The following is a 26,591-nucleotide window of genomic DNA, read 5'->3' as shown; positions in this document are numbered from 1 at the left end:
CCGTGTCCGAGGGCGTAGGCGGAGCACAGGCCCGGACGTGGCGGCGGGCCCCGGACGGTGCGTCCGGGGCCCGCCGGTTTGGGGCCCGCCGGTGTGCCCCCACCCCCGGTCGTGCGCCGGGATATCCGGGGCCGCCCGCGGCGCTCAGACCCGGATGCCCGGAGCCGTCCGCAGCGCTCAGACCCGAGTGTCCGGGGCCGCCCGCGGCGCTCAGACCCGGGTGTCCGGGGCCGCCCGCGGCGCTCAGACCCGCGTGTCCCGGGCCGCCGGTGCCTCGGCCTCCCGCTGCGCGAACTGCGTGCGGTACAGCTCGGCGTAGCGCCCGTCCGCCGCCAGCAGCTCCTCGTGCGTGCCCCGTTCCACGATCCGGCCGGACTCCACGACGAGGATCTGGTCGGCGGCGCGGACGGTGGACAGGCGGTGCGCGATCACCACGGCGGTGCGGCCCGCCAGAGCCTCGGTGAGCGCCTCCTGGACGGCCGCCTCCGAGGTGTTGTCCAGATGGGCGGTGGCCTCGTCGAGGATGACCACGCGCTGACGGGCCAGCAGCAGCCGGGCGATGGTCATGCGCTGGCGTTCGCCGCCGGAGAGGCGGTAGCCGCGCTCGCCGACCACCGTGTCGAGGCCGTCGGGCAGCGACCGTACGACACCGGCGAGGCGGGCGCGGTCGAGGGCGTCCCACAGCTCCTCGTCCGAGGCGTCCGGGCGGGCCAGCAGCAGGTTGGCGCGGACGGTGTCGTGGAAGAGGTGGCCGTCCTGGGTGACCATGCCGAGGGTGGCCCGCAGGGACGCGGCGGTCAGGTCGCGCACGTCCACGCCGCCGACCCGGACGGCGCCCGCGTCCACGTCGTACAGCCGTGGCAGGAGCTGCGCGATGGTCGACTTCCCCGCGCCCGAGGAGCCGACCAGCGCGATGGTCTGCCCCGGTTCGGCGCGGAAGGAGATGCCGTGCAGGACCTCGCAGCCGCCGCGGGTGTCCAGGGCCGCGACCTCCTCCAGGGAGGCCAGGGAGACCTGGTCGGCGGCCGGGTAGGCGAAGCGGACCTCGTCGAACTCGACGGCGACCGGGCCCTCGGGCACCTCGCGGGCGTCCGGTTTCTCCTCGATGAGCGGCTCGAGGTCCAGTACCTCGAAGACCCGCTCGAAGCTGACGAGGGCGCTCATCACCTCGACCCGGGCCCCGGCAAGCGCGGTCAGCGGGGCGTACAGCCGGGTCAGCAGCAGGGCGAGGGAGACGACCGCGCCCGCCTCCAGGGTGCCGCGCAGCGCGAACCAGCCGCCGAGGCCGTAGACGAGGGACAGCGCGAGGGCGGAGACGAGGGTGAGGGAGGTGATGAAGACCGACTGGGCCGTCGCCGTGCGCACCCCGACGTCCCGGACCTGCGCGGCGCGCGCCGCGAACTCGGCCGACTCCTCCTCCGGCCGGCCGAACAGTTTGACCAGGGTGGCGCCGGGGGCGGAGAAGCGTTCGGTCATGCGGGTGCCCATGGCCGCGTTCAGCGCCGCGGCCTCGCGCTGCATCCGGGCCATCCGGCTGCCCATGCGGCGGGCGGGCAGCACGAACACCGGCAGCAGGACGAGCGCGAGCAGGGTGATCTGCCAGGACAGGGTGAGCATCACCGCGAGGGTGAGCAGCAGGGTGACCAGATTGCTGACGACGCCGGAGAGCGTGTTGGCGAAGGCCCGCTGGGCGCCGATCACGTCGTTGTTGAGACGGCTGACGAGCGCTCCCGTACGCGTACGTGTGAAGAACGCCACGGGCATGCGCTGCACATGATCGAACACAGCCGTTCTCAGGTCGAGGATGAGACCCTCCCCGAGCGTCGCCGACAGGCGCCGGCCGAGGATGCCGAGTCCCGCCTCGGCGAGCGCGACGAGCGCGATGAGGAGGGACAGCCGGACCACCGTGCCGGAGTCGCGACCTGCCACGATCGCGTCGACGACATGGCCGGCCAGGACGGGCGTGGCCACGGCGAGCAGGGCCGTCACCACCCCCAGCAGGACGAACCGGACGATGCCGGCCCGGTGCGGACGGGCGAAGGCGGCGATGCGGCGCAGCGTGGCGGCGGCGAGGGGACGGCGCTCCGACTGTGCGCTCATCACGCTGTGCAGCTGCGTCCATGCGGTGGTTTCCATGCTCATGCGAGAGAACGTAGAACCTCAAGCTTCGTTGAGGTCAATGTCCGCGCTTTTTCACCCCCACCGGCGTCCCCCCGACCGAAGGCTCCGATGACCGCAGTCTGTAAGCCGCCGTCCCCGCTCCCGCCATCCGCCGTTGGGACGGCGCGGAAAACCTCTGGTGATGTGACCGCCGTCCCGCTCTCCCCGCTCCCCGGGCGACGACTCCCCCGTCGCGTCCCGGTCCGGCAGGTGCTGTGCCTGGTCCCGCTCGTCCTCGTCGCCTTCGCCGCCGTACGCCACCGCTCGGTGCTCGCCGAGGGCTTCGGCCAGCTGCGCAGCGCCTCCTGGCCGTGGCTGCTGGCGGCCGCCGCCGCCACCTGTCTGACCTGGGTGGCCGCCGCGTTCACCCGGCAGGGCGCGGTGGTGCAGCCGCTGCCCAAGGGGCGGCTGCTGGCCGCCCAGTTCGCGGCGGGCGCCGCCAACCATCTGCTGCCCACCGGACTCGGCGCGGGCGCGGTGAACCTGCGGTTCATGACCGTGTGCGGGGTGCCGCTCGCCCGTTCCTCGGCCGCGCTCGCCCTGTATCTGCTGGCCGAGTGCGTGGGCCGGCTCGGGCTGCTGGCCGCGCTGCTGGTCGCCTTCCCCGACGCGCTGCGGCTCGGCACCCTGCTGCCCCACGGCTCGGCACTGCCGCTGCTGCTGGGCACGGCCGGCCTGCCGGCCGCCGCGGCGGCCGTCCTCGTGCTCGTACGGCGACTGCGCGCGCGGGTGCTCGCGTTCGCGCGGGAAGCCCTGGGCGAGGCGCGCTCGGTGCACACCCGGCCGGCCCGCGCGCTGGCCCTGTGGGGCGGTTCGCTGGCCTTCCCGGCCCTGCAGGCGGCCGGTCTCGCCGCCGTCGGCCAGGCTCTGCGGCTGCCGGTGCCGCCCGCGCACACGGCGCTGGCGTATCTGGCGGCGACGGCCGCGGTCGCCCTGGTGCCCACACCGGGCGGGCTGGGCTCCGTCGAGGCGGCGCTCATCGTGGCGCTGGTCGCGGTGGGCGGCCCGGCCGCGGTGGCCACGGCGGTGGTGCTGGCCTACCGGATCATCACCGTGTGGGTGCCGCTCGTTCCCGGGGCGCTGACGCTGGGGGCGCTGGTGCGGCTGAAGGTCATCTGAGGCAGAGTGGCCCTCCGAGCCGCAGCAGCACAGCAGGGGGTCACTCGTGTCGGTCCGCGTGGAGCGCAAGGAGCACGTCACCACGGTCGTCCTCTCCCGGCCTGCGTCCCGCAACGCGGTGGACGGCCCGACGGCCGCCGAACTCGCCGCCGCGTTCCGGGCGTTCGAGGAGGACGAGGACGCCCGCGTGGCCGTGCTGTGGGGCGAGGGCGGCACCTTCTGCGCGGGCGCGGACCTGAAGGCGATGGGCACCGAGCGCGGCAACCGGGTGGCGGAGGACGGCGACGGCCCGATGGGGCCGACCCGGATGCGGCTGTCGAAGCCGGTGATCGCTGCGGTGGCCGGACACGCCGTCGCGGGCGGCCTCGAACTCGCCCTCTGGTGCGATCTGCGGGTCGCGGAGGAGGACGCCGTGTTCGGGGTGTTCTGCCGCCGCTGGGGGGTGCCGCTGATCGACGGCGGCACGGTACGGCTGCCCCGCCTGATCGGTACCGGCCGGGCCATGGACATGATCCTCACCGGCCGCCCGGTACCGGCCCGCGAGGCGTACGGGATGGGTCTGGCCGACCGCCTGGTGCCGGTGGGGCGCGCCCGCGCGAAGGCGGAGGCGCTCGCGGCGGAGATCGCCCGCTTCCCGCAGGCCTGTCTGCGGAGTGACCGCGCGTCGGTCCTGGACCAGGAGGGACAGGACGAGCCGACGGCCCTGCGGGGCGAACTCCGGCACGGCATCGGTGTGCTGGCCGAGAGCCGTGAGGGCGCGGCACGATTCGCCGCGGGTGCCGGGAGGCACGGTGGCTCTTCCGAGCTGTGACCGGTGAGGAGCTGCGGCCGGTCTGCGGGAACGGCCCGAAGAATCGCAACGGCCGGAACGACCGCAGGGAGCCGGGAGGCCGGAACGGCCGCAGCAAGCCGGGGAGGCCGGAACGGCCGCAGGAAGCCGGGAGGCCGGTGCGGTCGCAGGGAGCCGGGAGGCCGGAACGGTCGCAGGGAGCCGGGGAGGCCGGAACGGCCGCAGGGAGCCGGGGAGGCCGGAACGGCCGCAGGGAGCCGGGAGGCCGGAACGGCCGCAGGGAGCCGGGAGGCCGGAACGGTCGAAGCAAGCCGGGGAGGCCGGAACGGCCGCGGGAAGCCGGAACGGCCGGAAGGACCTGAGCCGTCGTCACCTCGGGGCCGGGGCCGGGGCCGGCTGCCCGGGGCGGGGCCACTCGGCTCCCGCGAGCCACGTCAGGACCGCACCGCCCACCCGTGCCCCGTCCCGGGTCGCCGCCTCGGCCGGCTGACCGGGGCACCGCACGGCGCCGGTGGCGAAGACGCCCGGCCGTGAGGTGTGCGGACCCGCGTCGAGTGTGATGCCGCCCCGGCGGGCGAGTTCGTTCTCGGCGACGAAGTCCCCGGTGAAGACGATGGTGTCGCAGGGCAGTACGGCCGTACGACCGTCGCGGTGGCGGACGCGGGCCCCGGACAGGCTTCCGCGGCCGAGGAGTTCGACCACCGTGGTGCCGGTGAGGAGCGGCATGCGGTGGAGGAGGCGGGCCGCCTGGGCACGGGCGCGGCTCGTCCGGGCGCGCGGATCCTCGGTGACCAGGGCCACGACCTCGGCACCGGCAGCACGGACGGTGCCGGCCGCCGCGTACGACACGGCCTCGGCCCCGACCACGACCGCCCGGGTGCCGATGTGCCGGCCGAACAGGTGGACGGCGCGCTGGAGTTCACCGGTGGTGTAGACACCGGCCGGCCGCGTGCCGGGCACCAGGCGGGCCGCCCGTGGGCGTTCGCGGGCACCGGTGGCCAGGACGACGGCCCGCGCCGCGATCGTCTCCGGTCCCCCGGGGCCGACGGTCGCGAGCAGGAGGCCGGGATGTCCCGGGCCGGATCCGGCCGGGGCGCCGGGGGTGTGCGCCGTCGCGGGGCCGTCCGCGCACCGGGGAGGGCGGTCGCCCGTCCCCCGCGGCTCCGCGTCCGCCCAGTCGAGGACGCTCACCCCGGTCCGGATCACCGCCCCCGCCCGGTCCGCGGCCTCGGCCAGGAGGCGGGCGTACCGGGGGCCGGTCAGCGGATACGTCCACGTGCCGAACCCGCCGTGCGCACAGTGCCGTGGGACCCCTCCGGCCCACGCCTCCCGCTCCAGCACCTCCACACGCCCGGCACCGGCCGCGGCCAGCCGAGCGGCGGCGGCCAGTCCGGCGGGCCCGGCACCGACGACGAGCACGTCGACGCACCGCACAGCCGTCCCGGCCGCCACGCCCTCATCCGCCACGCGCCGCACCCTCTCGCCCGTCACGACCGGCCACTCTCCTCCCTCATGACCGGCCTCCCCCGATCGCCACCCGCCGCACCCTCTCGCCCGTCACGACCGGCCACTCTCCTCCCTCATGACCGGCCTCCCCCGATCACCACGCACCGCACCCTCTCGCCCGTCATGACCGGCCACTCTCGTCCCTCATGACCGGCCTCCCCCGATCACCACGCACCGCACCCTCTCGTCCCTCACGTGCCGTCCCTCTCCCCGAGTCCCCGTTCGAGCAACTCCCGTACGGCGGCGCCGCAGTAGGCGCCCTGGCAGCGGCCCGATCGGGCTCTGGTACGGCGGCGCAGACCCTCCAGGGTGCGAGGCGGGATCGTGCTGGTGAGCGCGTCGCGGATCTCGCCACGGGACACGCGCTCGCAGTGGCAGACGAGGGCGGCGTACTCCGGGTCGGCGGCGACGAGTTCGGGCCGCTGGTGGGGGCGGGGCGCCGTCGCGCCGAGGTTCGGCATGGTGACGGGCTCCGGTTCCCGCACCGGTCCGAGGTCGAGGCCGGTGCCGGCCAGCAGGCCGGTGACGTGGGCGGCGATGGCCATGGACGCGGTCAGGCCGGTGGAGCGGATGCCGCCGACGGTGACGTACGCCTGCCCGGGGTGGGCGGTGATGCGGTAGTCGTCGTGTTCGGTGGCCGCGCGAAGGCCGGCGTAGACGGCGGTGACCTCCTCGTCGAGCAGGGCGGGCAGGACACGGCGGCCCTTGTCCCGCAGCAGGGCGAGCCCTTCGGCGGTGGACTGGGTGGCCCGCTTGTCGTCCAGGTCCTCGGCGGTGGGGCCGAGCAGGACGTTGCCGTGGACGGTGGGCGCGACCAGGACGCCCTTGCCGAGGGCGGTCGGCACGGGCAGGAGGATGTGCCGGACGAGCGGGCGGGCGAACTCGTCGTAGACGAGGAGCTGGCCGCGGCGCGGGGTGACGGTGAAGTCCTCGTGGCCGAGCCGCCGGTCCAGGGTGTCGGCGTGCAGCCCGGCCGCGTTGACCAGGTACCGCGTGCACAGGGTGCCGCGGGTGGTGGTCAGGCGGTGGCCGCCGGCCTCCGGGACGACGTCCCGGACGCCCGCGTCGAGGTGCAGGTCGACTCCGGCGCGGACCGCCTGGGTGGCGTAGGCCAGGGTCGTCGTCCAGGGGCAGACGATGCTCTCGCCGGGGACGTGCAGGGCGCCGAGCGCCCCGGGGCCCAGGTGGGGTTCGCGCTCGTACAGCTCGTCCGGGCCCATCATGCGGGTGTCGGTGCAGGCGTTGCGCTCGGCCTTGCGCGCCAGTCCGGGCAGGGCGGCCAGTTGCTCCTCGTCCCAGGCGACGAGCAGCGCCCCGACGTGTTCCACGGGGATGCCCGACTCGGCGGCGAAGACGCTCAGCCGGCCGTAGCCGCCCCTGACCAGCCGGGCCTCCAGGGTGCCGGGGGTGGCGTCGAAACCGGTGTGCAGGATGGCGGTGTTGGCCTTGGAGGTGCCCTGGCCGACGTCGTCCTGGGCCTCCACCAGCGCGACGCGCAGCCGCGGGTGGCGGGCGAGTTCGCGGGCGATGGCGCAGCCGACGACGCCGGCGCCCACCACCGTCACGTCGTACGCCGTCCGGGGCAGCGGCCCCTCGGCCGTGACGGTCATGCGCCGAGCAGGGCCGCGACGGCGGTACGGAAGCCGGCCCGGCGTTCGGCGGCCTGGTCGGCCGGGATGCGTGGTTCGTACACGGCGGCGGGTCGCGGGTCCGGCAGGGCGCCCTCGACCCCGAGGGCGGGGTCCGCGCCGAGCCGGGCGAGGGCGGCGGCGCCGAGCGCGGTGGCGTCGGGCAGTGCGGAGACCTCGACGGGGCGTTGCAGGAGGTCGGCCTGGGTCTGCATGAGCAGGGCCGAGCGGGTCAGGCCGCCGTCGACCCGGAGCAGGCACAGTGGGGCGCCGAGGTCGGTGGCGGCGGCATCGGCGAGTTCGGCGACCTGGGCGGCGATCCCCTCGCACAGGGCGCGCACCAGGTGCCCGGGGGTGGTGTCGAGGCCGAGACCGGTGAGCGAGCCGCGCAGGTCACCGCGCCACCAGGGGGCGGCGAGGCCGGCGAGGGCGGGGACGAAGGTCACCCCGCCGCTGTCGGGGACCGTGCCGCCGACGGGGTCGAGGTCGGTGGCCGAGGAGATGACGCCGAGGCCGGTGAGCCAGCGGACGGCGGAGGCGGCCGTGTAGACCTGCCCGTCCAGGCAGTAGCTGGTGGCTCCGGCGAGCCGCCAGGCCACGCAGCTGACCAGGCCGGAGGTGCCGCGCCGGGGCCGTTCGCCGGTGTGCGCGAGGAGGAACGCCCCGGTGCCGTAGGTGCACTTGGCGGTGCCGGGCCCGGTGACGCGCTGGGCGAGCAGGGCGGCCTGCTGGTCGACGATCAGGCCGGTGAGGGGGATCCGGGGGCCGAACGCGGTGGTCGTGCCGACCGGCCGGGCCACGTCGGTGACCTCCGGGAGGTGTTCGCCGGACAGGCCGTAGAGGTCGAGGGCGCGCGCGGACCACTCGGCCCGGTCCAGGTCGAGGAGCTGGGTGCGGCCGGCGGTGGCGGCGTCGGTGACGTAGGCGCCGGTGAGGCGGTGCACCAGCCAGGCGTCGGAGGTGGTGACGACGCCCTCGCGGGTGAGGTGGCGGCGGATCCAGGCCATCTTGGGCGCGGCGAAGTACGGATCCAGGGGCAGGCCGGTCAGCTGCCGCAACTCCTCGGCGTGCTTGGCGAGTTCCGCGCAGACGGTCTCGGCGCGCCGGTCCTGCCACACCAGGGCGTCGGTCAGCGGGCGTCCGGTGGCCGGGTCCCAGGCGAGGACGGTCTCACCCTGGTTGGCCAGGCCCAGCGCCACGACGTCCTCGCCGGCCTCGGCGAGCGCGCGCCTGCCGGCGTCCACCACCGAGTCGTAGAGCTGCGCGGGATCCACCTCGACCAGGCCGCCGGGCAGGTGGCGGGGGCGCACTTCGGCGAACCCGGCGCCCAGCACGCCGCGTTCGGGGCAGACCACGAGCGCCTTGGTGCCGGAGGTGCCCTGGTCGACGGCGAGCACCGGCCCGGTCATCGCACCCTCCCGCCCTCCGGCCCCGAAGATCACCGCGTCAGCCTGCCGTCGCGGCACACCCGGCGTCAAGAGCCGTCGGCCGGTGGCCGACTCCGGCGGCTCAATCGTTGACATCGCAGCAATGGAAAGGGCGGAACCTTCGCCCTTATAGTGACCGCCGACCACTGCGCAACACTTCGATCACCGCCCAGGGGAGGGCTGTTGCTACGTCACCCCGCCACCTCGCCCACGTGCCAGTGGCAGGGGGCCGACGGCTGATGGCCAGAGAAGGAGTCCGCCCCTCCTACGACCCCGCCGGCCCCGACCACGCCCTGCGCGGCGCACTCCAGGATCTGCGCACCGGCCGCTGGATGGCCATGCGCGCCCTCCTCGCGGACACCACCGAGTGGTGGCTGTGGACCCAGCGCACCCAGGTCCTCGCGGCGGCCGCGGCCGGCACCGACGTGGTGCGGGCCTGGCTCGCGGAGGAACCGGGCAACGTCCATGCGGCGGTGATGCACGCCCGGGTCGGCGTGGAGCGTGCGCTGCGCGCGCAGCGGGAACGGCACCGCCGTACCCACCAGTTGTGGATCGAGGCCTGGGACGCCGCCCAGTCCGCCTCCCGGGCCGCCCCGCAGGATCCCGTCCCCTGGGTGTGCCTGCTGGCGCTGGCCCAGCTGGACCCGGAACAGCGCTGGGAGGAGCACCGGGCCGCCGCGCCGGAGCCGATGCTGCCGCCGGCTCCGTGGGAGCTGCTGGCCGAGGCCGGCAAGCGGGACCCGTACAACCGCGAGGCACACCACCGGATGCTGCAGTTCCTCTACGCACGTGGCGGCTCGGGCCGGCTCGCGGAGGCCGCCGGGTACGCGCAGTGGGCCGCCGGACAGGCTCCGGCCGGCTCCGCGCTGCACGTGCTGCCGCTGTACGTCCGCGTCGAGCGCTACCGCCGGGAAAGCGGACACGCCGCGGCCCTGGACCTGCACTGGGTGGCGGAGGACGCGGCCCGCGAGGCTCGGCGCGCCCTGCACCACTGGTTCGAGCACAGCCGACCCGCCGAACGCTCGCTGCTCGACCTCAACCACCTCGCGCACGCCCTGTGGGGTTCCCTGCAGTTCCCGGAGGCGGCCCGGGTGTTCGAGGCGATCGGCCCGTACTTCACGCCCCCGCCCTGGACGTACCGCACTCCCGAACGCGACCGCGCCCTGGAGGTGTTCGTGCAGGCCCGGGACCGCTGCCGGGCGGCCGCGGACGGCCCGGCCGAGCAGCCCTGAGCGCACGGCCGCCACCGAGCGGGCACCACCACCGCACGCACCGCCGCCTCGACGCATCGACACCACGGAGCGCACCGCCGCATGTGAGTCCCGCTCGAAGTCCCCCTGGTTCCCGCTGTCCGGTTCCCGCTGTCTCCCCCTGGTTTCCCTGGTTCCCCTGATTGTCCCGATCCCCCTGATCCCCCCGGAGGTTCCGCATGTCCCGCACCCCCGATCCGGCGCCCTCCCCGGGCCTGCCGCAGCAGGACGAGGAGCAGCGCCTGCGCGAGCTGGGCTACCGTCCGGTACTGGCCCGCCGCATGGGCGGGTTCGGCAACTTCGCGATCAGCTTCTCGGTGATCTCGATCCTGTCCGGCTGCATGACGCTGTACGGCTTCGGCCTGAACACCGGCGGCCCCGCGGTGATGCTGTGGGGCTGGGCGGGCGTCGGCCTGTTCGTGCTGTGCGTCGGTCTCGCCCTCGCCGAGGTCACCAGCGCCTACCCGACCTCGGGCGCCCTGTACTACATGGCCGACCGGCTCGGCGGGCGCCGCTGGGGCTGGTACACCGGCTGGCTGAACCTGCTCGGTCTGCTCGGCGCGATCGCCGGTATCGACTACGGCGCCGCCCTGTTCACCGGCGCCTTCGCCAATCTGCAGTGGGGCTTCGAGCCGACGCCGGGCAAGACCATGCTGATCTTCTGCGTCATCCTGCTGCTGCACGCGACGCTGAACCTCTTCGGCGTCCGCCTGGTCAGCGTGCTCAACTCGGTCAGCGTGTGGTGGCACCTGGCGGGCGTCGCGCTGATCGTCGGCGCGCTGGCGATCTTCCCCGACCACCACCAGTCACCGTCCTTCGTGTTCACGAAGTTCGTCAACGAGACCGGCTGGGACAACCCGCTGTACGTGGCCGCGATCGGCCTGCTCCTCGCGCAGTACACCTTCTCCGGGTACGACGCCTCCGCCCACCTGTCGGAGGAGACCTCGCACGCCTCGGTGGCCGCGTCCCGCGGCATCGTCCGCGCCATCTGGGTGTCCTGGCTCGCGGGCTTCGTCCTGCTGGCGGGGCTGACCTTCGCCATCCAGGACTACGACGCCACCCGCACCACCGGCACGGGGGTGCCGCCCGCGCAGATCCTGCTGGACGGACTCGGCACCGACGGCGCCAGCGCGCTGCTCCTGGTCGTGATCGTCGCCCAGTTGTTCTGCGGGAACGCCGAGGTGGCCGCGGCCAGCCGCATGGTGTTCGCGTTCAGCCGGGACGGCGCGCTGCCCGGCTCGCACCTGTGGCGCAAGGTGAGCAGCCGTACCCAGACCCCGGTGGCCGCCGTCTGGCTCTCGGTCGTCGTGCCCGGCGTCCTCGCCCTGCCGTCGCTGTACTCGGCGACGGCGTACAACGCGGTGACCGCCATCAACGTCATCGGCATCACCCCGGCCTACGCCATCCCCGTGTTCCTGCGGCTGCGTGCCGGCGACCGCTTCCAGCCCGGGCCGTGGCACCTGGGCCGCTGGAGCAGGCCGATCGGCTGGATCGCCGTGATCTGGGTGGCCTGCGTGACCGTGCTGTTCTGCCTGCCGCAGGCGTCGCCGGTCACGGTCGACACGATGAACTACGCCTCGATCGCCCTCGCGGTGGTTCTGATCCTCGCCAGCGTCTGGTGGTACGTCGCACGCCGGTCGTACGGCACGCCCACCACCGCGGCCTACGGCAGCGACCGTGACCAGGCCGAACTCGCGGAGGGCATCGTCTGAGCGACCGTCCGGAGCACCGGTCCGGGTGCGAACTGGTGTGCCGGATACGGCAGGATGAGCGGGCGCGCGGGTCACCGGCCGACGGCCGGCCCGCGCGATCGCACATCCCGGACATCGAGCAGGTGACAACGTGACGACATCTCACAAGTGGCTCCGCGCGGCGGCTTCGCGCCCCGGAGGTGACCGGTGAACCGCGCGCTGACCCTGGACGACCTCGTCCTCGCCGGAATCGCCCTGGGCACGGGGCTGTTGCTCGCCTTCGTCTCCCGTACGCTGCTGCGCTGGCTGGCGAAGCACGCCAAGCGGACCCGCTGGTCCGGCGACGACGTCATCGTGGACGCGCTGCGCTCGGTCGTCCCCTGGGCGGCGATCGCGGGCGGAGCGGCCGTGGCGGCCGTGGTGCTGCCGCTGACCAGAACGGTCCAGCACCAGGTCGACCAGGTCCTCCAGGTCTGGCTGATCTTCGTGGTGACCCTGTCCGCGGCCCGGGTCGTCGCCGGTCTGGTCCGCAGCGTCACCCAGTCCCGGTCGGGCGTGGCGGGCTCGGCGACCATCTTCGTCAACATCACCCGGGTGCTGGTGCTGGCGATCGGTTTCCTGGTCGTGCTCCAGACGCTCGGCATCTCCATCGCGCCCCTGCTCACCGCCCTGGGCGTGGGCGGTCTGGCCGTGGCACTGGCCCTGCAGGACACGCTGGCCAACCTTTTCGCGGGCATCCACATCCTCGCCTCCAAGACCGTCCAGCCCGGCGACTACATCCGGCTGAGCAGCGGCGAGGAGGGCTACGTCGTGGACATCAACTGGCGCCAGACGACGGTCCGCCAGCTCTCCAACAACCTGGTGGTCATCCCCAACGGCCAGCTGGCCAAGGAGAACATGACCAACTACACCCGGCCCGAGCAGGCACTGACCGTGCCGGTGCAGGTCGGGGTGAGCTACGACTCCGACCTCGAGCACGTCGAACGGGTCACGGCACAGGTCGTCGCCGAGGTCATGGCGGACGTGGCCGGCGCCGTCCCGGACCACGAGCCCGCCATCCGCTTCCACACCTTCGGCGACTCCCGCATCGGTTTCACGGTGATCCTCGGGGTCGGCGAGTTCAGCGATCAGTACCGGATCAAGCACGAGTTCATCAAGCGCCTGCACCGCCGCTACCGCGAGGAGGGCATCCACATCCCGGCCCCGGCCCGCACGGTCGCCCTCCAGCAGGGCTCGCTGGTGATCCCGCACCAGCGCAGCGCCGAGGACCTCACGGCGGGGCCGGCCCGGGCGGAGTAGGAGGCGGCGCGGCGCCGGGTTTGGGCGGAGGAGGCGCGGGGCCGGCCTGGGCGGTGTGGGCGCGGCGCCGGGCCCGGACGGAAGAGACGCGGGGCCGGCCCTGACGGGTGCGCCTTCCGGGCCCGGGACGGGCGGGGAGCCTTCCCTGTCGGGACGGGACGGGCCGGGCCGGGGCGCCCTCCGGGTCCGGGTCCGGGCCGGCCCGGCGGGCCAGGTACCGCCGGCCGCGGTTCCCGGGGCCGCCCGGTAGCGGAGCGGAGGTGCGGGGCCCCGCCCCGCGTGCTGGAATGACAGGCGGGGGCTGTCCGCCGCCGACGGTGGGTGCACTGCCGCAGCAGGCGGCACGGCCGAGCGGTCCGCCTCCCGTGTCCGGCTTGCGTCCGGCTTCCCGGTCCGAACGGTCCGCCTCCTGTCCGGCTTCCGTCCGGCTGCAGAGGAGTGGCCATGCACAGCGTCGAGGAAATGGGCCCCGTCGACTACCCGATCATGGAGTTCTCCGGCCCGTGCGCCCCGGCGCGGCGGGGCCCGGCTCGTCGCGAGCGGCCGCGGACGTGACCCGCGGGCCGGTGGCGCGCCGGCCCGGCGCATCGACATATGGGAGATGACCGACATGCCCGGACAATCGCAGAGTCCCGGTCAGAGGCGGGAAGGATCGCAGGCCGCCGCCGTGCAGCCTCCGGTTCCGCCGGCCGGCGTCCTCGACGACATGACCCAGAAGATCGATGAGCTCAAGCAGCTGACCGATCTGAAGGCGGAGGGTGTCCTGACGGGCGAGGAGTTCGAGGCCCGGAAGCGCCGGCTCCTCGGCTGAGCCGGGGAGGGCGGCCGGTGACCGACGAGAACGACAACCAGCGCCGCGCACTCCGCATCCTGGACCAGCGGCTCGACGCCCTGGCGCGGCAGCCGTTCCGGGCCCGGTTCCACCTGCGCGGGCGGGACCGGGCGACCGCTGAGCTGAAGGGCCCGGCCACGGTCCGGCGGCACGCGTACGAGCTGATCGACAAGCGGCTGGCGCCGGCCGAGCCGTACAAGGACGGCAAGCAGACGCCGTACCGCGGCCATCCGGTCTTCGTGGCCCAGCACGCGACCGCGACCTGCTGCCGCGGCTGTCTGCAGCGCTGGCACGGGATTCCCAAGGGGCGGCAGCTGACCGACGCGGAGCACGCGTACGTGGTGGACGTGATCTGCCGGTGGATCGAGCGCGAGATGACGGGCGGGCCCGGCGCGGGCCACGGCCGCGACGGCTGACGCGCGTCCGGACCCCACTGCTGGTCCGCCCGGGGACCTCTCTCGTGATCCGCCCGGACCCCACAGCCCGGTCCGCCCGGACCCCACAGCCTGATCCGCCCGGACCACTCACGCCTGATCCGCCCGGACCCCACACAGCCGACCCGCCCGGACCCCACGCACCCGATCCGGTCGGACCCCACACGGCCGACCTGGCGGGACCCCACGCACCCGATCCCGGCGGGACCCCACTCGGCCGATCCGGGCGGACCCCTGTCGATCCGGTCCCGCGTACGAGATATCTTGATGTCGAGCAATGTTGCAGACGTGGAGCGGAGCACCCGGTGACTGACTCGACCATCATCTACACCTACACAGACGAGGCCCCGGCCCTGGCGACGCATTCGTTCCTGCCGGTGATCCAGGCGTACGCCTCGCAGGCCGGTGTGTCCGTGGCGACCCGCGACATCTCGCTGGCCGGGCGCATCATCGCCGTCTTCCCGGAGTACCTGAACGAGGACCAGCGCATCCCCGACGCGCTGACCGAGCTGGGCGAGCTGGCCAAGACCCCCGAGGCCAACATCATCAAGCTGCCGAACATCTCGGCGTCCATCCCGCAGCTGAAGGCCGCCGTGGCCGAGCTGCAGGCCAAGGGCTACGCGCTGCCGGACTACCCGGACGACCCGAAGACCGACGAGGAGCGGGAGATCCGCGCCCGTTACGACAAGATCAAGGGCTCCGCCGTCAACCCGGTGCTGCGTGAGGGCAACTCCGACCGCCGTGCCCCGGCCTCGGTGAAGAACTACGCCAAGACCCACCCGCACCGCATGGGCGCCTGGAGCTCCGACTCCAAGACCGACGTGGCGACCATGGGCGTGGACGACTTCCGCTCCACGGAGAAGTCCGTGGTGATCTCCGAGGACGGCTCGCTGCGTATCGAGCTGGTCGGCGACGACGGCTCCACGACCGTGCTGCGCGAGTCGGTACCGGTCCTGGCCGGCGAGGTCGTCGACGCCTCCGTGCTGCGCACCGCCGCGCTGCGCGAGTTCCTGACCGCGCAGGTCGCGCGGGCCAAGCAGGAGGGTGTCCTGTTCTCCGTGCACCTGAAGGCCACGATGATGAAGGTCTCCGACCCGATCATCTTCGGCCACGTGGTGCGTGCCTTCTTCCCGAAGACGTTCGCGAAGTACGCCGAGACCTTCGCCTCGGCCGGCCTGACCCCGAACGACGGCCTGGGCGGCATCCTGAAGGGCCTGGAGAGCCTCCCCGAGGGCGCCGAGATCAAGGCCTCCTTCGACGCCGAGATCGCCGAGGGGCCGGCCCTCGCCATGGTCGACTCGGACAAGGGCATCACCAACCTGCACGTGCCGTCGGACGTGATCATCGACGCCTCCATGCCGGCGATGATCCGCACCTCCGGCCACATGTGGGGCCCCGACGGCCAGGAGCACGACGCCCTCGCCGTCATCCCGGACTCCTCCTACGCCGGTGTCTACCAGGCCGTGATCGACGACTGCCGGGCCAACGGCGCCTACGACCCCTCCACCATGGGCTCGGTGCCGAACGTCGGCCTGATGGCTCAGAAGGCCGAGGAGTACGGCTCCCACGACAAGACCTTCGAAATCCCGGTGACCGGCACCGTCCGCGTCGTCGACGCCTCCGGTGAGGCCCTGATCGAGCAGGCGGTCTCCGCGGGCGACATCTTCCGCGCCTGCCAGACCAAGGACGCCCCGATCCGCGACTGGGTCAAGCTGGCCGTCACCCGCGCCCGCGCCACCGGCGACCCGGCCGTGTTCTGGCTGGACGAGGGCCGCGCCCACGACGCCAACCTGATCGCCAAGGTCGAGCAGTACCTGGGCGAGCACGACACCGAGGGCCTGGACATCAAGATCCTGTCCCCGGTCGAGGCCACCAAGCTGTCGGTGGAGCGCATCCGCCGCGGCGAGAACACCATCTCGGTGACCGGCAACGTGCTGCGTGACTACCTGACCGACCTGTTCCCGATCCTGGAGCTGGGCACCAGCGCCAAGATGCTGTCGGTCGTCCCGCTGATGGCGGGCGGCGGCCTGTTCGAGACGGGCGCCGGCGGTTCCGCGCCGAAGCACGTCCAGCAGCTGGTCAAGGAGAACTACCTGCGCTGGGACTCCCTGGGTGAGTTCTTCGCCCTGGTGCCCTCCTTCGAGCAGTACGCCGAGGCCACCGGCAACACGCGTGCCAAGGTCCTCGCCGACACCCTCGACCGCGCCACGGCGACCTTCCTCAACGAGGACAAGTCCCCGACCCGTCGCGTCGGCGGCATCGACAACCGCGGCAGCCACTTCTACCTGTCCCTGTACTGGGCGCAGGAGCTGGCGCAGCAGACCGACGACGCCGACCTGGCCAAGGCGTTCGCACCGTTCGCCGAGTCCCTCGCGGCGGCCGAGCAGCGGATCGTGGACGAGCTGAACGCCGTCCAGGGCTCCGCGGCCGACATCGGCGGCTACTACAAGGTCGACAAGGCCAAGGCGGACGCCGTCATGCGCCCGTCGGCCACCTGGAACGAGACGCTGGCCTCGCTGAACTGACGTCCGCGTCCGCGGGTCCCCGAACGGCCCTGAACTCCGCCCCGGTCGGCACTGCCCGGCCGGGGCGGAGCCATGGTGGCCGGAGCCCGGTTGCCGGTGCCGTGTGACAGCGTGGCCCGCACCCCACACGCACCACACGCACCACACACACTCCGCGCCACGACAACACACGGACCTCATCCACCTCACGCGTCCCACGCACGCCACCGCCGACAGCCCGACAGCGCCGAGGAGCAGCCCGTGACCGGAACCGTCCCTTCCTTCGCACTCCTGCCCGGGGCCGAGGAGTCGTCCGTGCTGCTGCACGTGCCGCACTCGGCGCGGGCCATCCCGGACGAGGTACGCGCCGGCATCGTGCTCGGCGACCCCGAACTGGAGCGCGAGCTGGACCACATCACGGACGCGCACACCGCCGAGATCGCCGAGCGGGCGGCCGCCCTGGCCGGGTTCACGCCGTGGCGGTTCGTGAACCGGCTGTCGCGACTCGTGGTGGACCCGGAGCGGTTCCCGGACGAGCGGGAGGAGATGCTCGCCGTGGGGATGGGCGCGGTGTACACGCGGACCACCCACCGGGGCGAGCTGCGCCCCGCGGACACCGATCCGGGCCCTCTGCTGGAGCGCTACTTCCGGCCGTACGCCCGCGCCATGACCGAGGCGGTGGCGGGGCGCCTGGCCGCGACCGGCCGGGCCGTGATCATCGACGTGCACTCGTATCCGGCCGAGCCGCTGCCCTACGAGCTGCACGCGTCCGGGCCGCGCCCTCCGGTGTGCCTGGGCACGGACGCCTTCCACACCCCGCCGGAGCTGGCCGAGGCCGCCCGCAAGGCCTTCGCCGGGTGCGGGGGGACGGGTCTGGACAGCCCGTTCGCCGGCACCTACGTGCCGCTGGAGTTCTACGGGCGAGACGCGCGGGTCGGCGCGCTCATGGTCGAGATCCGCCGGGACACGTACATGACGGAGCCGGGCGGCCCGGCCGGTCCGGGCCTCGGACGGCTGGCCTCGGCACTGGCGTCCTTGGTCGACAGCGTGTGACCGGCAGGGCCGGCCGCCCGTCCCCATGTGTCCCGGTGGACTCGGCCGGCCGTCCCCGTCGGCCCCTGCCGGTTCGGCCGCCCGTCCTGGGCGCCGGCCGCGCCCGGCGGCATCCGGCGGCATCCGGAGGCATCCGGAGGCATCCGGCGGCATCCGGCGGCCGAAGCGAACCACTGCACCGGCTCGGTGCCGGCGCGGATGCGGGCCGCACGGCTCGCGGACACGCTGCTCGGCCGGCCGTCCCCGGGGCTGCCGCCCGCCGTGCCGCCGGAGCAGGTGCGGTGGGCGGCACGGGGCGATGATCCGCGGGCCACATACGCCCCCGGTCACCTGGTGGGCGGCATCAGGCCCGCAGCCACTCCGTGACGATCACCTCCGCGCCGGTCCGCAGCCGCAGGGCGAACGGGCCGGCCGGCGGGGTGTCGCTGGTGAACCGGCCGAGGGTGTCGACGGCGACCGGAGCGGCGGTCTGCGGGCCGCCGAGCACCTCGATGCGTGCCGACCGCGGCGGCAGCACCTGGCCGATCAGTCCGTCATCGGTGACCTCGACGTCGACCGTCACCTCGCCCGCGCGGAACGTCAGCATGCGCGGCGCGTCGGTGACGCCCCTGACCGGCAGGGCGTCCACGAGCGAGTCGAAGGTCAGCTCGGCGATCCGGGCGTCCAGGTCGTGCAGTGCGTAGGCGTCCAGGGCGAGTTGGCGCAGGGCGTCGGGGACCGGGTCCAGGACCGCGGCGGCCTGACGCAGTTCCTCCTCCAGCAACGCGTCCACCAGGGCGTCCCCCTCCACGAGTCCGTCGCCGTGCGCGAGCCCGGCGCCGTCCATGGGTCCGTCGCCGTGCGCGAGCCCCTCGGCATCCGTGGGCACGTCGCCGTGCGCGAACTGCCCGTTGGCGGGGGCCCCTTCCGCGTCCTGGCGCGGCGACTCGCGCTCGCCGCCCCCGTTCCCGTCCCGGCCGGTCCCCTGGTGTCCGTTCACGCCGCACCCCGTGCGTCCATCCGGGCTCGCAGCCGGCGCAGACAGCGCTGGCGCAGTGGCCCGATGCTGCCGACCGCGATGCCGAGCGCGGCCGAGATCTCCACATAGCTGGGTGGCGGGGAGGCCATCAGCACACGCAGCAACTGGCGGCACCGGTCGCCCAGTCCGTCCAGTTCCTGCCACAGGCGGCGGACCCGCTCGGCCCGGTCCGCCGCCTCCTCCGAGTCGATCAGGGTCTCCTCCGGAGTCCGGCTCTCGCTGGCCCGGTCCAGAACCTGCGGATCGTCGGTCACGGTCAGCCGGGTCAGCCCCTTGAGCACCTTCAGGCACTCGTGGCGCGCCGTGCTGGCGAGCCAGGAACCGGCCTTGTCGGGCTCGCGGATCCGGCCCAGATGCTGGGCGAAGCGGAACCACACGGTCTGGTAGACCTCGTGTCCGTCGGCGTCGGAGAGCCGGTGTGCGCGTACGACCGCCCACACCAGGGGACTCATGCCTTCCACCAGCGCCTTCCAGGCCGCGGCGTCCCCGTCGACGGCGGACTGGACCAACTCCCCGACCTCTGCTCGGTCCACGGCTGCACCCCTCGTGTACGAAACGTCATCGTACGCCGCGGAGCAGAGGGTTCCGGACCTCATACCGGCAGCGCCGGGGTCGCGGCCGGGACCGGGCGCCAGGTGGGTGGGCGCAGCGCCCGGACGTGCGCCCCGCGCACCCGCGCACGGTGCGCCTGCTCCACCAGCCGGGCGCCGGCGGCAAGCGGGTCGCGTTCCTGATGCGCCGTCATGTGTGCGGCCACGAGGCCCGCCACGACCGGGGTCGCGAAGGACGTGCCGCTCCACTGCGCGAGACCGTCGAACATCACCTGGTCCGGTTTGGCCCCGGTGCTCTGCCTCCCCTCGCTCAACACGCCGGTGTGACGGGGGAACTGGCAGGTGCAGGCGTACCCGGAGCCGAACCGGCAGGTCTCGTACGTGGAGTGCTGGTAGACGTACGGCACGGGGGTGTCGAATCCGGTGAGGGCGCTGGTCAGGCGCTCGCCGGGGGCGTAGACGCGGACCCAGGGGCCGTGATTGCTGAAGCAGGCCGCCGCATCGCCGTCCCCGCGCAGGGCGCCGACCGACAGCACGCTGTCCGCGTACTCGGGCAGGGCGGAGTAGGCGGCGGGCCAGAACGGGGTGTCACTGCCGTTGTTGCCCGCGGCGGCGACCAGCAGGGTGGGCCGGGACCGCAGTTCCCGCATGAAGGCGTCCAGGCCGAGCAGGCTCCCGGTGCTCTCGGTGGGCGTGCCCGCGGAGAGGCTGATGACGTCGGGCCAGCCGTCCTGGTCGACGGCCTCGAAGAGCTTGCCGCCGAACTCGGACTCCAGCACGGCACCGGCGTCGTTGAGGGTGCCGCGGACGGTGATCGCGGCATCGGGCGCGATCGCCGCAAGGATGCCGGCGATGAACGTGCCGTGGCCGACGTACTGGTGGAGCACGCCGTCGGCGTCGGTCTCGACCAGCTGGGCGTCGCCGGTGGTGTGGGCCAGGAGCGGGTAGGAGCGGTGGTCGTGCACGAGGCCGTTGTCGACGACCAGGACGCGGACGGGGCGATCCGGGTGCGGACCGGCCGCCGCGGCGTCCGGGTTGGCCGCCGCGGTGCGCGCGGCCGGCACCGGCTCGTCCCCGGGGCAGGCGTTGACCGCGATGTGCACCACGTGGTTGCGGCTGACCAGCCGGCGGCCCCCGCGGTCCTCGGCCGCCCGCAGGGCACGTAGGGCGTGCGGCACGACGTCGTCGCCCTGAGCCGGGTCGGCGACCCGGATGCGGGTGACACCGGTGCGGCTGGTCTCCGGGCCGGTACGGCGTACGTGCTCGGGGAACAGGCCCCGGGTCTCGGTGAAGTGGGCGCGCACGGTGTCCTCGACGACCCGGGCGTCCTCGCCGTCGCGGGCGAGCACGACGCCCTTCTCGTACAGGAAGTGGGCGTCGTCGTCCGGTCCCATGGCCAGTGGGACGTCGGGCATCGAGCGCTGGATGTGGTCGAACTGCTCGTGGAACCTCTGTGGAGCCATGTCGTGTCCTCCCCCTCGAAGACGGTGTTCGACAGTGGGAGTCGCGGGACCACCGTCTGATACAGCAGGCCACTACCATGCGAGACGTGACGGCGGGAAGCGAGTCGGTCCTCGAGCTGCTGCCCCTGGTGTTCGCCGATCCGGGCGAGGCCCGGGCGCGCGCGGAGCGGGTGCTGCACGCCGCCGCGCCGCCGTTGCACGCCAGCGTCGCCCACCAGGTGCTCGGCATCTGGCAGCGGGACTTCGGCGATCTGCGGATCGCGCTGCGGCATCTGCGCCGCGCCCGGGACCTCGCCGCGCGGGCCGAGTCGGCCGACCGGGAGGCCGATGTGCTCGCCACGCTGGGGGTCGCACTGGTGCACGCGGGGCGCACGCGGCAGGGGCTCGCCTCGTTCGAGCGCGGTGTCGCGCGGGGTACCGGACACACCCGGGCCCGGGTGCTGTACCGGCGTGCGTACGTGTGGTGGGTGCTGGGTCGTCACCGGGAGGCGCTGGAGGACGTACGGCGGGCGCTGCCGGTGCTGCGGCAGGTCGCCGACGACATCTGGACGGCCCGGGCGCTGACCCTGCGGGCCACCGTGCACCTGGCGCTCGGCGCGGTGGACCGGGCGGACGCGGACTTCACGGCCGCGGAACGGCTGTGGGACACCACCGGCCAGGAGCACGACAAGGCGGACGCCGTGGAGAGCCGGGGGCTCGCCGCGTTCCGGTCCGGGGACATCCCGGCGGCGCTGCGGCTGCTGGACGAGGCCGAGGAGCGCTACGCCAGGCTCGGCACGCCGACCTACATGCTGTCCGTCCGGCGCTGCGAGGTGCTGATGGCGGCCGGGCTCGCCCCGGAGGCGCTGGCCGAGGCCGACGGGGCGACGGCGCTGCTGGACCGGATCGGCGGGCAGTCCACGCGCAAGGCCGAGCTGCTGCTCGCCGCCGCGCGGGCGGCCCGGTCGGCCGGTGACGCGCACACCGCGATCGCCCGCGCCGCCGTCGCCGTACGGCTGTTCGCGGCGCAGCGGCGGACCTGGTGGCAGACGCATGCCCAATTGGTGCTGATCCAGGCGCGGGTGGCGGCCGGGCGCCGGTCGGGGCGGCTGGTCGCGGACGCGGCGGCGGTCGCCGAGCGGCTGGCCGCCTTCGGCTCGCCCGCCGCGCCCGAGGCGTCGCTGCTGGCGGGCCGGATCGCGCTGGCGCTCGGCTGGACGGCGGACGCGGAACGGCACTTGTCGGTGGCCGCGCGCAGCCGGCACGCCGGCCCGCCGACGGTCCGGATGACCGGCTGGGCCGCGCAGGCGCTGAGGGCGCACGCGGCCGGTTCCCGGCGGGGCGTGCTGGAGGCCTGCCGGCGCGGTCTGGACGTGCTGGACGACCACCGGATGACCCTGGGCGCCTCGGAGCTGCGCGCCCATGTGACCGCCCAGGGTGCCGAACTGGCGGCTCTGGCCCAGGAGGTGAGTCACAGTCAGGGCGATCCGCGGCGGCTGCTGGTGTGGAGCGAACGGTGGCGGGCGACCGTGCTGTCCGCGCCGCCGGCCCGGCCGCCGGACGATCCGGCGCTGCTGCGCGGCCTGACCGCCTACCGGGAGATCGCCGCCCGTGCCGAGGGCGCCCGGATGGAGGGCCGCCCGGTGCCCGCCCTGGAGCGCGAACGGCGGCGTCTGGAACGGGAGATCCGCTCCCGCACCCGTCACATGCGCGGTGCGGCGCCCGGCACCGGGGACCGCCTGGACGTGGCCCGGCTGCTGGACCGGCTCGGTGCCGGCCGGCTGGTCGAACTGGCCGTGGTGGACGGGCGGGTGCACGTCCTGCTGTGCGGGCAGGGGAAGGTGCGGCGGTTCGAGGGCGGGGCGCTGGCGGAGGCGGTGGCCGAGGCGGAGTACGTCCAGGCCGGGCTGCGGCGGCTCGCCCATCCCGGTGCGGAGGCGCGGCTGCCGCTGGTGGAGGCGGCGGGGCGGCGGCTGCAGGAGCTGCTGCTGGGCGGGGCGGCGGCGCAGCTGGGACCGGGGCCGGTGGTGATCGTGCCGCCGGGGGCGCTGCACCGGGTTCCGTGGGCGCTGCTGCCCGCGCTGCGAGACCGGGTGCTCAGCGTGTCACCGTCGGCGGGCAGCTGGCTGCGCGCCCGGGAGACGGAACCGCCGCCGGACGGCCGGGCCGTGCTGGTGCGCGGGCCCGGCCTGGCGACCGGCGGTGCCGAGGTACTGGAGCTGGCGGGCCGGTACGGCACGGCGACCGTCCTGGAGGGTGACGAGGCCCAGGTGCCGCGGGTGCTGGCGGAACTCGACGGCGCGGGCCTCGCGCACCTGGCGGCGCACGGTACGTTCCGCGCGGACAGCCCGCTGTTCTCCGCGCTGCGGATGGCCGACGGCCCGCTGATCGTGCACGACCTGGAGCGGCTGGCCCGCAGTCCCTACCGGATCATCCTCTCCAGCTGCGACACCGCCCGCCTCGCCTCGGTCGGCGCCGACGAACTCCTGGGCCTGGTCACCGCGTTGCTGCCGCTGGGCACGGCCGGGGTGGTGGCGAGCAGCGCGCCGGTCAACGACGAGGCGGTGGTGCCGCTGATGCTCGCACTGCACAAGGGCCTGGGCGCGGGTCTGTCACTGGCCGAGGCCCTGCGGGACGCCCGCACCACCCTCCCCGGCGACGCCGTACACCAGGCGACGGGCTGGGCGTTCGCCGCATTCGGTGCGGCGTGAGGGTGCTCCGCGCGGGCGAGAGGGTGGCCTGGGCGGGCGGGAGAGTGCTCCGCGCCGGCGGGAGGGTGCTCTCGGCGGTGCTTGAGATGCTCCCCACGGGGAGCACACACGTCCGCACCCGCCCGCCGGTCGGTCCCGCGGACGCCTACGCCGATCTCGCGGCCGGCGGCTCCACCAGCCACGGCAACGCCGCACGGTCCGCCGTGCCGAGTCGCGTGTAGGCGCTGTACAGATGGTTCCCCACCGTACGCACCGACAGGGTCAGCCGTTCCGCGATCTCCCGGTTGCTGAGCCCGGCCGCCGCAAGCGTGACGATCTGCCGCTGCCGTGCGGTCAGTTCGCCCAGTGTGAGCCCGGCCAGGGCCGGTGTGCGTGCGCCCTGGCAGCGTCCGGCCAGCGCGAGCGCGCGGGTGCGGGACAGCCGCGCGGCACGCGGGTCGCGGTGCGCCCGTACGGCCTGTGCGTGGGCCTCCGCGGCGTACAGCAGCAGACCGCGCTCCTGCAGGGCCTCGGCGGCGCGGTCCAGGGCGGGCCCGTCGCCGTGGGCGAGCGCTTCCGCGTGCCGGGCGAGGACGCTGCCGGCGGGCAGCCGCCCGGCAGCGGATTCCGGGACACCGAGGCGTACGGCCTCGTAGAGCGCGTCGACCTCGTCACCGGCGGCCACCGCGGCCCGCGGCCGCACGCCGCCCGCCTGCGTCGAGCGGCCCTGCGCACACTCCAGCTCCCGCCGGCAGCCGGGGTCGTCCGGCGCCCGCCGCAGCCCCTCCCGGGCCCAGGCCGCGGCGTCCCGCACCTCGCCGCGCAGACGCGCGTACCGGGCCCGTACGGCGGCGTAGCCGGCCGGCAGCGGCGCGCCCTCCGCCACCAGCCACTCGCCCACCGGCGTCGGCACCGGCCGGACGTCCAGCCGCTCGATCCGCTCGGCCAGCGTGCGCTGTTCGGCGTCGAGCGCCGGGCCGTACGCGTCCGCACCGGGTGCCAGCCGGCGGGCGCGCAGCCGGCCGGTGGTGGCGCGCAGCACCGGGCCGTGCAGGGGATCGGCGAGGGTGACGGCGCCACGGTCGTCGACCTCGATCAGACCGTCCGTCTCCAGCCGTTCGAGGACGTCGAGATCGAAGTCCGCCAGGTACACCGGAAGGGGCTCGGCGAAGGCGAGGCGTTCGAGGGTGTCGCGTGCGCCGGGACCGGAGCACCGCAGGGCCGGGGCGAGGCGCTCGCGCAGGGCCGGGATGACCGGCGGCGCGCCTCGCCAGGCACGCTCGCCGGTGCCCGGGACTGGGGTCAGCCGTCCGGACGCGTCGAGCGCGGTGACCAGGTCGCGCAGCAGCCGCAGGTCGCCCCGGCACACGTGGTGCAGCCGGGCGGCCGTCAGGGGTTCCAGGCCCGCGGCCGCGAGCAGTCGGGCGGTGTCCTCGCGGGGCAGCGGGGCGAGGGCCAGCCGGGGCAGCAGCTCGCCGGTCCACAGCCGGGTCACCGCCGCGGGCGCGGGCTCCTCGTCGACCACGGCCACGAGCAGGCGGGTGCGTCCGTGCGCGGCGAGCTGGTGGACCAGGGCGGCCGAGGCCTCGTCCAGCAGATGGGCGTCGTCCACGACGAGCAGCCGTACGCCGGACAGGAGCTGGACCGCGCGGTGCAGGGAAACGGTGTCGGGGAGGAGGTGGGCGAATGCCGCGAAGGGCAGCCCCTGGGCATCGGGGGTGCCGGTCACGCGGGTGTGCTCCGTGCCCCGGAGCGCCTGCTCGATCAGCCGGGTCTTGCCCCGGCCGGCCGGGCCGGTCACCACGAGGCCGTGCCGTCCGGTGGCCGACGAGACGGCCACCAGCTCCAGTTCGTCCTCCCGGCCGGTGAACGGCCAGGTGGTCGCGAGCGTCTTCACGTCCTGCCGGAAATTCCTCACACCTTCCGGAGCGCGCGTACTCAGGTTTGATACAGGCGGACTTGAGTAGCCCCCGACTCAGGCGCCCGGGCCGGGGGTTGGGCACGCTGGCCGCATGACCCGACGCCTCTGCTCGCTGCCGCGGCAGCCGGCCCCGTCCTTCCCGGCGGGGCTGACGGCCGAGCGGCTGGGTGCCCTGCTCGCGGGGCGGCGCATGTGGGTCAACGGCACCGTCCTGCACTACTGCTTCCTCGGCGCCGGCTCCGACGCCTCGGTGATCCCGGTTCCCGGGACCGCCGAACTGCGCCGGGTGCCGTGGAACGGGGGCGAGGAACAGCGGGAGGTGGTGCGCGAGTGCTTCCGCGAGTGGCAGGGACTCGGCATCGGTGTCGTGTTCGCGGAGGTCGGTGAGCGCGGCGAGGCGGAGCTGCGGATCGGCTTCCAGGCCGGCGGCGGTTCCTGGTCCGCGGTGGGCCGGGAGGCGCTGTCGGCCGGTGGGGACGAGCGCACCATGAACTTCGGCTGGGACGTGACCGCGCCCGGGGAGCGCGGGACCGTCCTGCACCAGATCGGGCACGCGCTCGGCATGGTGCACGAGCACCAGAGCCCGTTCGCCGGGCTCCACTGGGACGACGAGGCCGTGTACGCCGAACTGGCGGGCCCGCCGAACTTCTGGAGCCGTGAGACGGCGTACACCAACGTCCTGCGCACGCTGGACGCGGGCGAGGCGAGCTGCGCGGTGTGGGATCCGCAGTCGGTCATGGTGCTGCCGGTCGGACCGGGGCTGGTGCTGGAGCCGGAGCGATACCGCGGGGGGCTGCGTCCGTCCGGGGCGCCGTCCCCGGCCGACAAGGAGTTCCTGCTCCGCTGGTACCCGCCGGCCGGCTCCGTGCGGCCGGCCGAGCTGGTGCCGCTGCGGTCGGTGCCGCTGGGTCTGGGCCCGGCGGAGCAGGCCGACTTCACCCTGGAGCCGCCGGAGACCCGCGACTACACCGTGGGCACCTTCGGCGACGCCGACACCGTGCTCGTGGTCTTCGAGGAGCGCGACGGGGAACCGCGCTTCCTCGCGGGCCACGACGACGGCGGCGGCCCGGGCAACGCCGCCGTCGGGGTGCGGCTCGTCCGGGGCCGCCGCTACGTCGTCCGCGTACGGCGCTGCTCCTCGTGGGGTTCGGGGGAGACGGCGCTCATGTGCTGGTGACGGCTCGCGGGCGGGGACGACACAGGGACCGGCGCCGGGGGACCGGCCGCGGACGTCACCCACGGGGGAGGTGACGCCCGCGGCCAAGCCGGTGCCAGG

At 74.6% G+C, this 26,591-nt stretch carries 18 protein-coding genes and 1 pseudogene; 11 read left to right on the top strand and 8 right to left on the bottom strand.

Annotated elements, in window-relative coordinates:
* Positions 1 to 243: 243 nt before the first annotated feature.
* Complete coding sequence (locus ABVB68_RS07400) at positions 244 to 2,136, bottom strand: ABC transporter ATP-binding protein (RefSeq protein WP_353600260.1); 1,893 nt, start codon at positions 2,134 to 2,136, stop codon at positions 244 to 246.
* Positions 2,137 to 2,304: 168 nt separating this feature from the next.
* Between ABVB68_RS07400 and ABVB68_RS07395 the strand changes: the two genes are divergently transcribed.
* Together ABVB68_RS07395 and ABVB68_RS07390 are read left to right on the top strand one after the other, a co-directional pair.
* The gene (locus tag ABVB68_RS07395; RefSeq protein ID WP_353600069.1) at positions 2,305 to 3,279 is read left to right on the top strand and encodes a lysylphosphatidylglycerol synthase domain-containing protein; all 975 of its coding nucleotides are present in this window, start codon (positions 2,305 to 2,307) and stop codon (positions 3,277 to 3,279) included.
* Between the two features lie 46 nt (positions 3,280 to 3,325).
* A complete protein-coding gene (locus ABVB68_RS07390) occupies positions 3,326 to 4,090 on the top strand; it encodes a crotonase/enoyl-CoA hydratase family protein (protein ID WP_353600068.1) in 765 nt (254 codons plus the stop codon).
* Positions 4,091 to 4,444: 354 nt separating this feature from the next.
* Here the strand turns inward: ABVB68_RS07390 and ABVB68_RS07385 are convergent.
* From ABVB68_RS07385 to ABVB68_RS07375, 3 genes and pseudogenes are all read right to left on the bottom strand, one after another.
* Positions 4,445 to 5,503, bottom strand: a pseudogene (locus ABVB68_RS07385) (FAD-dependent oxidoreductase); the annotation flags it as partial.
* A 263-nt stretch (positions 5,504 to 5,766) separates the two neighbouring features.
* Positions 5,767 to 7,185, bottom strand: a complete 1,419-nt coding sequence (locus tag ABVB68_RS07380) for an FAD-dependent oxidoreductase (protein ID WP_353600067.1) — start codon at positions 7,183 to 7,185, stop codon at positions 5,767 to 5,769.
* Entirely contained in the window at positions 7,182 to 8,612 is a 1,431-nt protein-coding gene (locus ABVB68_RS07375) for an FGGY family carbohydrate kinase (RefSeq protein WP_353600066.1), read from the bottom strand. Before ABVB68_RS07375 ends, ABVB68_RS07380 begins: the two co-directional genes overlap by 4 nt.
* A gap of 257 nt (positions 8,613 to 8,869) precedes the next feature.
* Between ABVB68_RS07375 and ABVB68_RS07370 the strand changes: the two genes are divergently transcribed.
* The 7 genes from ABVB68_RS07370 to ABVB68_RS07340 all read left to right on the top strand — a co-directional run bounded on the left by ABVB68_RS07370 (position 8,870) and on the right by ABVB68_RS07340 (position 17,693).
* Complete coding sequence (locus tag ABVB68_RS07370; RefSeq protein ID WP_353600065.1) at positions 8,870 to 9,862, top strand: hypothetical protein; 993 nt, start codon at positions 8,870 to 8,872, stop codon at positions 9,860 to 9,862.
* A 197-nt stretch (positions 9,863 to 10,059) separates the two neighbouring features.
* Positions 10,060 to 11,592: an amino acid permease gene (locus ABVB68_RS07365; protein ID WP_353600064.1), complete on the top strand. Its 1,533-nt coding sequence runs from the start codon at positions 10,060 to 10,062 to the stop codon at positions 11,590 to 11,592.
* Between the two features lie 186 nt (positions 11,593 to 11,778).
* Positions 11,779 to 12,870, top strand: coding sequence for a mechanosensitive ion channel family protein (locus ABVB68_RS07360; protein WP_353600063.1), 1,092 nt, complete (start codon positions 11,779 to 11,781; stop codon positions 12,868 to 12,870).
* Positions 12,871 to 13,537: 667 nt separating this feature from the next.
* On the top strand, positions 13,538 to 13,681 hold the full coding sequence (locus tag ABVB68_RS07355) for an SHOCT domain-containing protein (protein WP_353600062.1): 144 nt from the start codon (positions 13,538 to 13,540) through the stop codon (positions 13,679 to 13,681).
* 17 nt (positions 13,682 to 13,698) lie between these two features.
* The gene (locus ABVB68_RS07350; RefSeq protein WP_353600061.1) at positions 13,699 to 14,118 is read left to right on the top strand and encodes a DUF4186 domain-containing protein; all 420 of its coding nucleotides are present in this window, start codon (positions 13,699 to 13,701) and stop codon (positions 14,116 to 14,118) included.
* 323 nt (positions 14,119 to 14,441) lie between these two features.
* Positions 14,442 to 16,661, top strand: a complete 2,220-nt coding sequence (locus ABVB68_RS07345; protein ID WP_353600060.1) for an NADP-dependent isocitrate dehydrogenase — start codon at positions 14,442 to 14,444, stop codon at positions 16,659 to 16,661.
* 240 nt (positions 16,662 to 16,901) lie between these two features.
* Positions 16,902 to 17,693 carry an N-formylglutamate amidohydrolase gene (locus ABVB68_RS07340; protein WP_353600059.1) on the top strand — a complete coding sequence of 264 codons (792 nt, stop codon included), beginning with the start codon at positions 16,902 to 16,904 and terminating at the stop codon, positions 17,691 to 17,693.
* Positions 17,694 to 18,036: 343 nt separating this feature from the next.
* Here ABVB68_RS07340 and ABVB68_RS07335 read toward each other — a convergent pair whose 3' ends face one another.
* The 3 genes from ABVB68_RS07335 to ABVB68_RS07325 all read right to left on the bottom strand — a co-directional run bounded on the left by ABVB68_RS07335 (position 18,037) and on the right by ABVB68_RS07325 (position 20,725).
* Entirely contained in the window at positions 18,037 to 18,519 is a 483-nt protein-coding gene (locus ABVB68_RS07335) for a hypothetical protein (protein WP_353600259.1), read from the bottom strand.
* Between the two features lie 149 nt (positions 18,520 to 18,668).
* Positions 18,669 to 19,244 carry an RNA polymerase sigma factor gene (locus tag ABVB68_RS07330; protein WP_353600058.1) on the bottom strand — a complete coding sequence of 192 codons (576 nt, stop codon included), beginning with the start codon at positions 19,242 to 19,244 and terminating at the stop codon, positions 18,669 to 18,671.
* Between the two features lie 59 nt (positions 19,245 to 19,303).
* On the bottom strand, positions 19,304 to 20,725 hold the full coding sequence (locus ABVB68_RS07325) for a S8/S53 family peptidase (RefSeq protein ID WP_353600057.1): 1,422 nt from the start codon (positions 20,723 to 20,725) through the stop codon (positions 19,304 to 19,306).
* A gap of 77 nt (positions 20,726 to 20,802) precedes the next feature.
* Between ABVB68_RS07325 and ABVB68_RS07320 the strand changes: the two genes are divergently transcribed.
* Entirely contained in the window at positions 20,803 to 23,415 is a 2,613-nt protein-coding gene (locus ABVB68_RS07320) for a CHAT domain-containing protein (RefSeq protein ID WP_353600056.1), read from the top strand.
* Between the two features lie 145 nt (positions 23,416 to 23,560).
* Here ABVB68_RS07320 and ABVB68_RS07315 read toward each other — a convergent pair whose 3' ends face one another.
* The gene (locus ABVB68_RS07315) at positions 23,561 to 25,312 is read right to left on the bottom strand and encodes a LuxR family transcriptional regulator AbsR2 (RefSeq protein WP_353600055.1); all 1,752 of its coding nucleotides are present in this window, start codon (positions 25,310 to 25,312) and stop codon (positions 23,561 to 23,563) included.
* A 94-nt stretch (positions 25,313 to 25,406) separates the two neighbouring features.
* Here ABVB68_RS07315 and absR1 point away from each other — a divergent pair, with 94 nt between their 5' ends.
* A complete protein-coding gene (gene absR1, locus ABVB68_RS07310; RefSeq protein ID WP_353600054.1) occupies positions 25,407 to 26,492 on the top strand; it encodes a beta-glucuronidase AbsR1 in 1,086 nt (361 codons plus the stop codon).
* Positions 26,493 to 26,591: the final 99 nt, after the last annotated feature.

The sequence above is a fragment of the Streptomyces sp. NPDC096012 genome (genome assembly GCF_040426375.1).
Classification (GTDB): Bacteria; Actinomycetota; Actinomycetes; order Streptomycetales; family Streptomycetaceae; genus Streptomyces.
The sequence above is the reverse complement of the archived record's forward strand: the minus strand, read 5'-3'. Positions and strand labels throughout refer to the sequence as shown.

Excerpts from the sequence above, each read along its gene's own strand:
- ABVB68_RS07380 (WP_353600067.1), bottom strand. The coding sequence starts at position 7,185 with ATGACCGTCACGGCCGAGGGGCCGCTGCCCCGGACGGCGTACGACGTG.
- ABVB68_RS07325 (WP_353600057.1), bottom strand. The coding sequence starts at position 20,725 with ATGGCTCCACAGAGGTTCCACGAGCAGTTCGACCACATCCAGCGCTCG.
- ABVB68_RS07400 (WP_353600260.1), bottom strand. The coding sequence starts at position 2,136 with ATGGAAACCACCGCATGGACGCAGCTGCACAGCGTGATGAGCGCACAG.
- ABVB68_RS07320 (WP_353600056.1), top strand. The coding sequence starts at position 20,803 with ATGCGAGACGTGACGGCGGGAAGCGAGTCGGTCCTCGAGCTGCTGCCC.
- ABVB68_RS07370 (WP_353600065.1), top strand. The coding sequence starts at position 8,870 with ATGGCCAGAGAAGGAGTCCGCCCCTCCTACGACCCCGCCGGCCCCGAC.
- ABVB68_RS07335 (WP_353600259.1), bottom strand. The coding sequence starts at position 18,519 with ATGGACGGCGCCGGGCTCGCGCACGGCGACGGACTCGTGGAGGGGGAC.
- ABVB68_RS07375 (WP_353600066.1), bottom strand. The coding sequence starts at position 8,612 with ATGACCGGGCCGGTGCTCGCCGTCGACCAGGGCACCTCCGGCACCAAG.
- ABVB68_RS07365 (WP_353600064.1), top strand. The coding sequence starts at position 10,060 with ATGTCCCGCACCCCCGATCCGGCGCCCTCCCCGGGCCTGCCGCAGCAG.
- absR1 (WP_353600054.1), top strand. The coding sequence starts at position 25,407 with ATGACCCGACGCCTCTGCTCGCTGCCGCGGCAGCCGGCCCCGTCCTTC.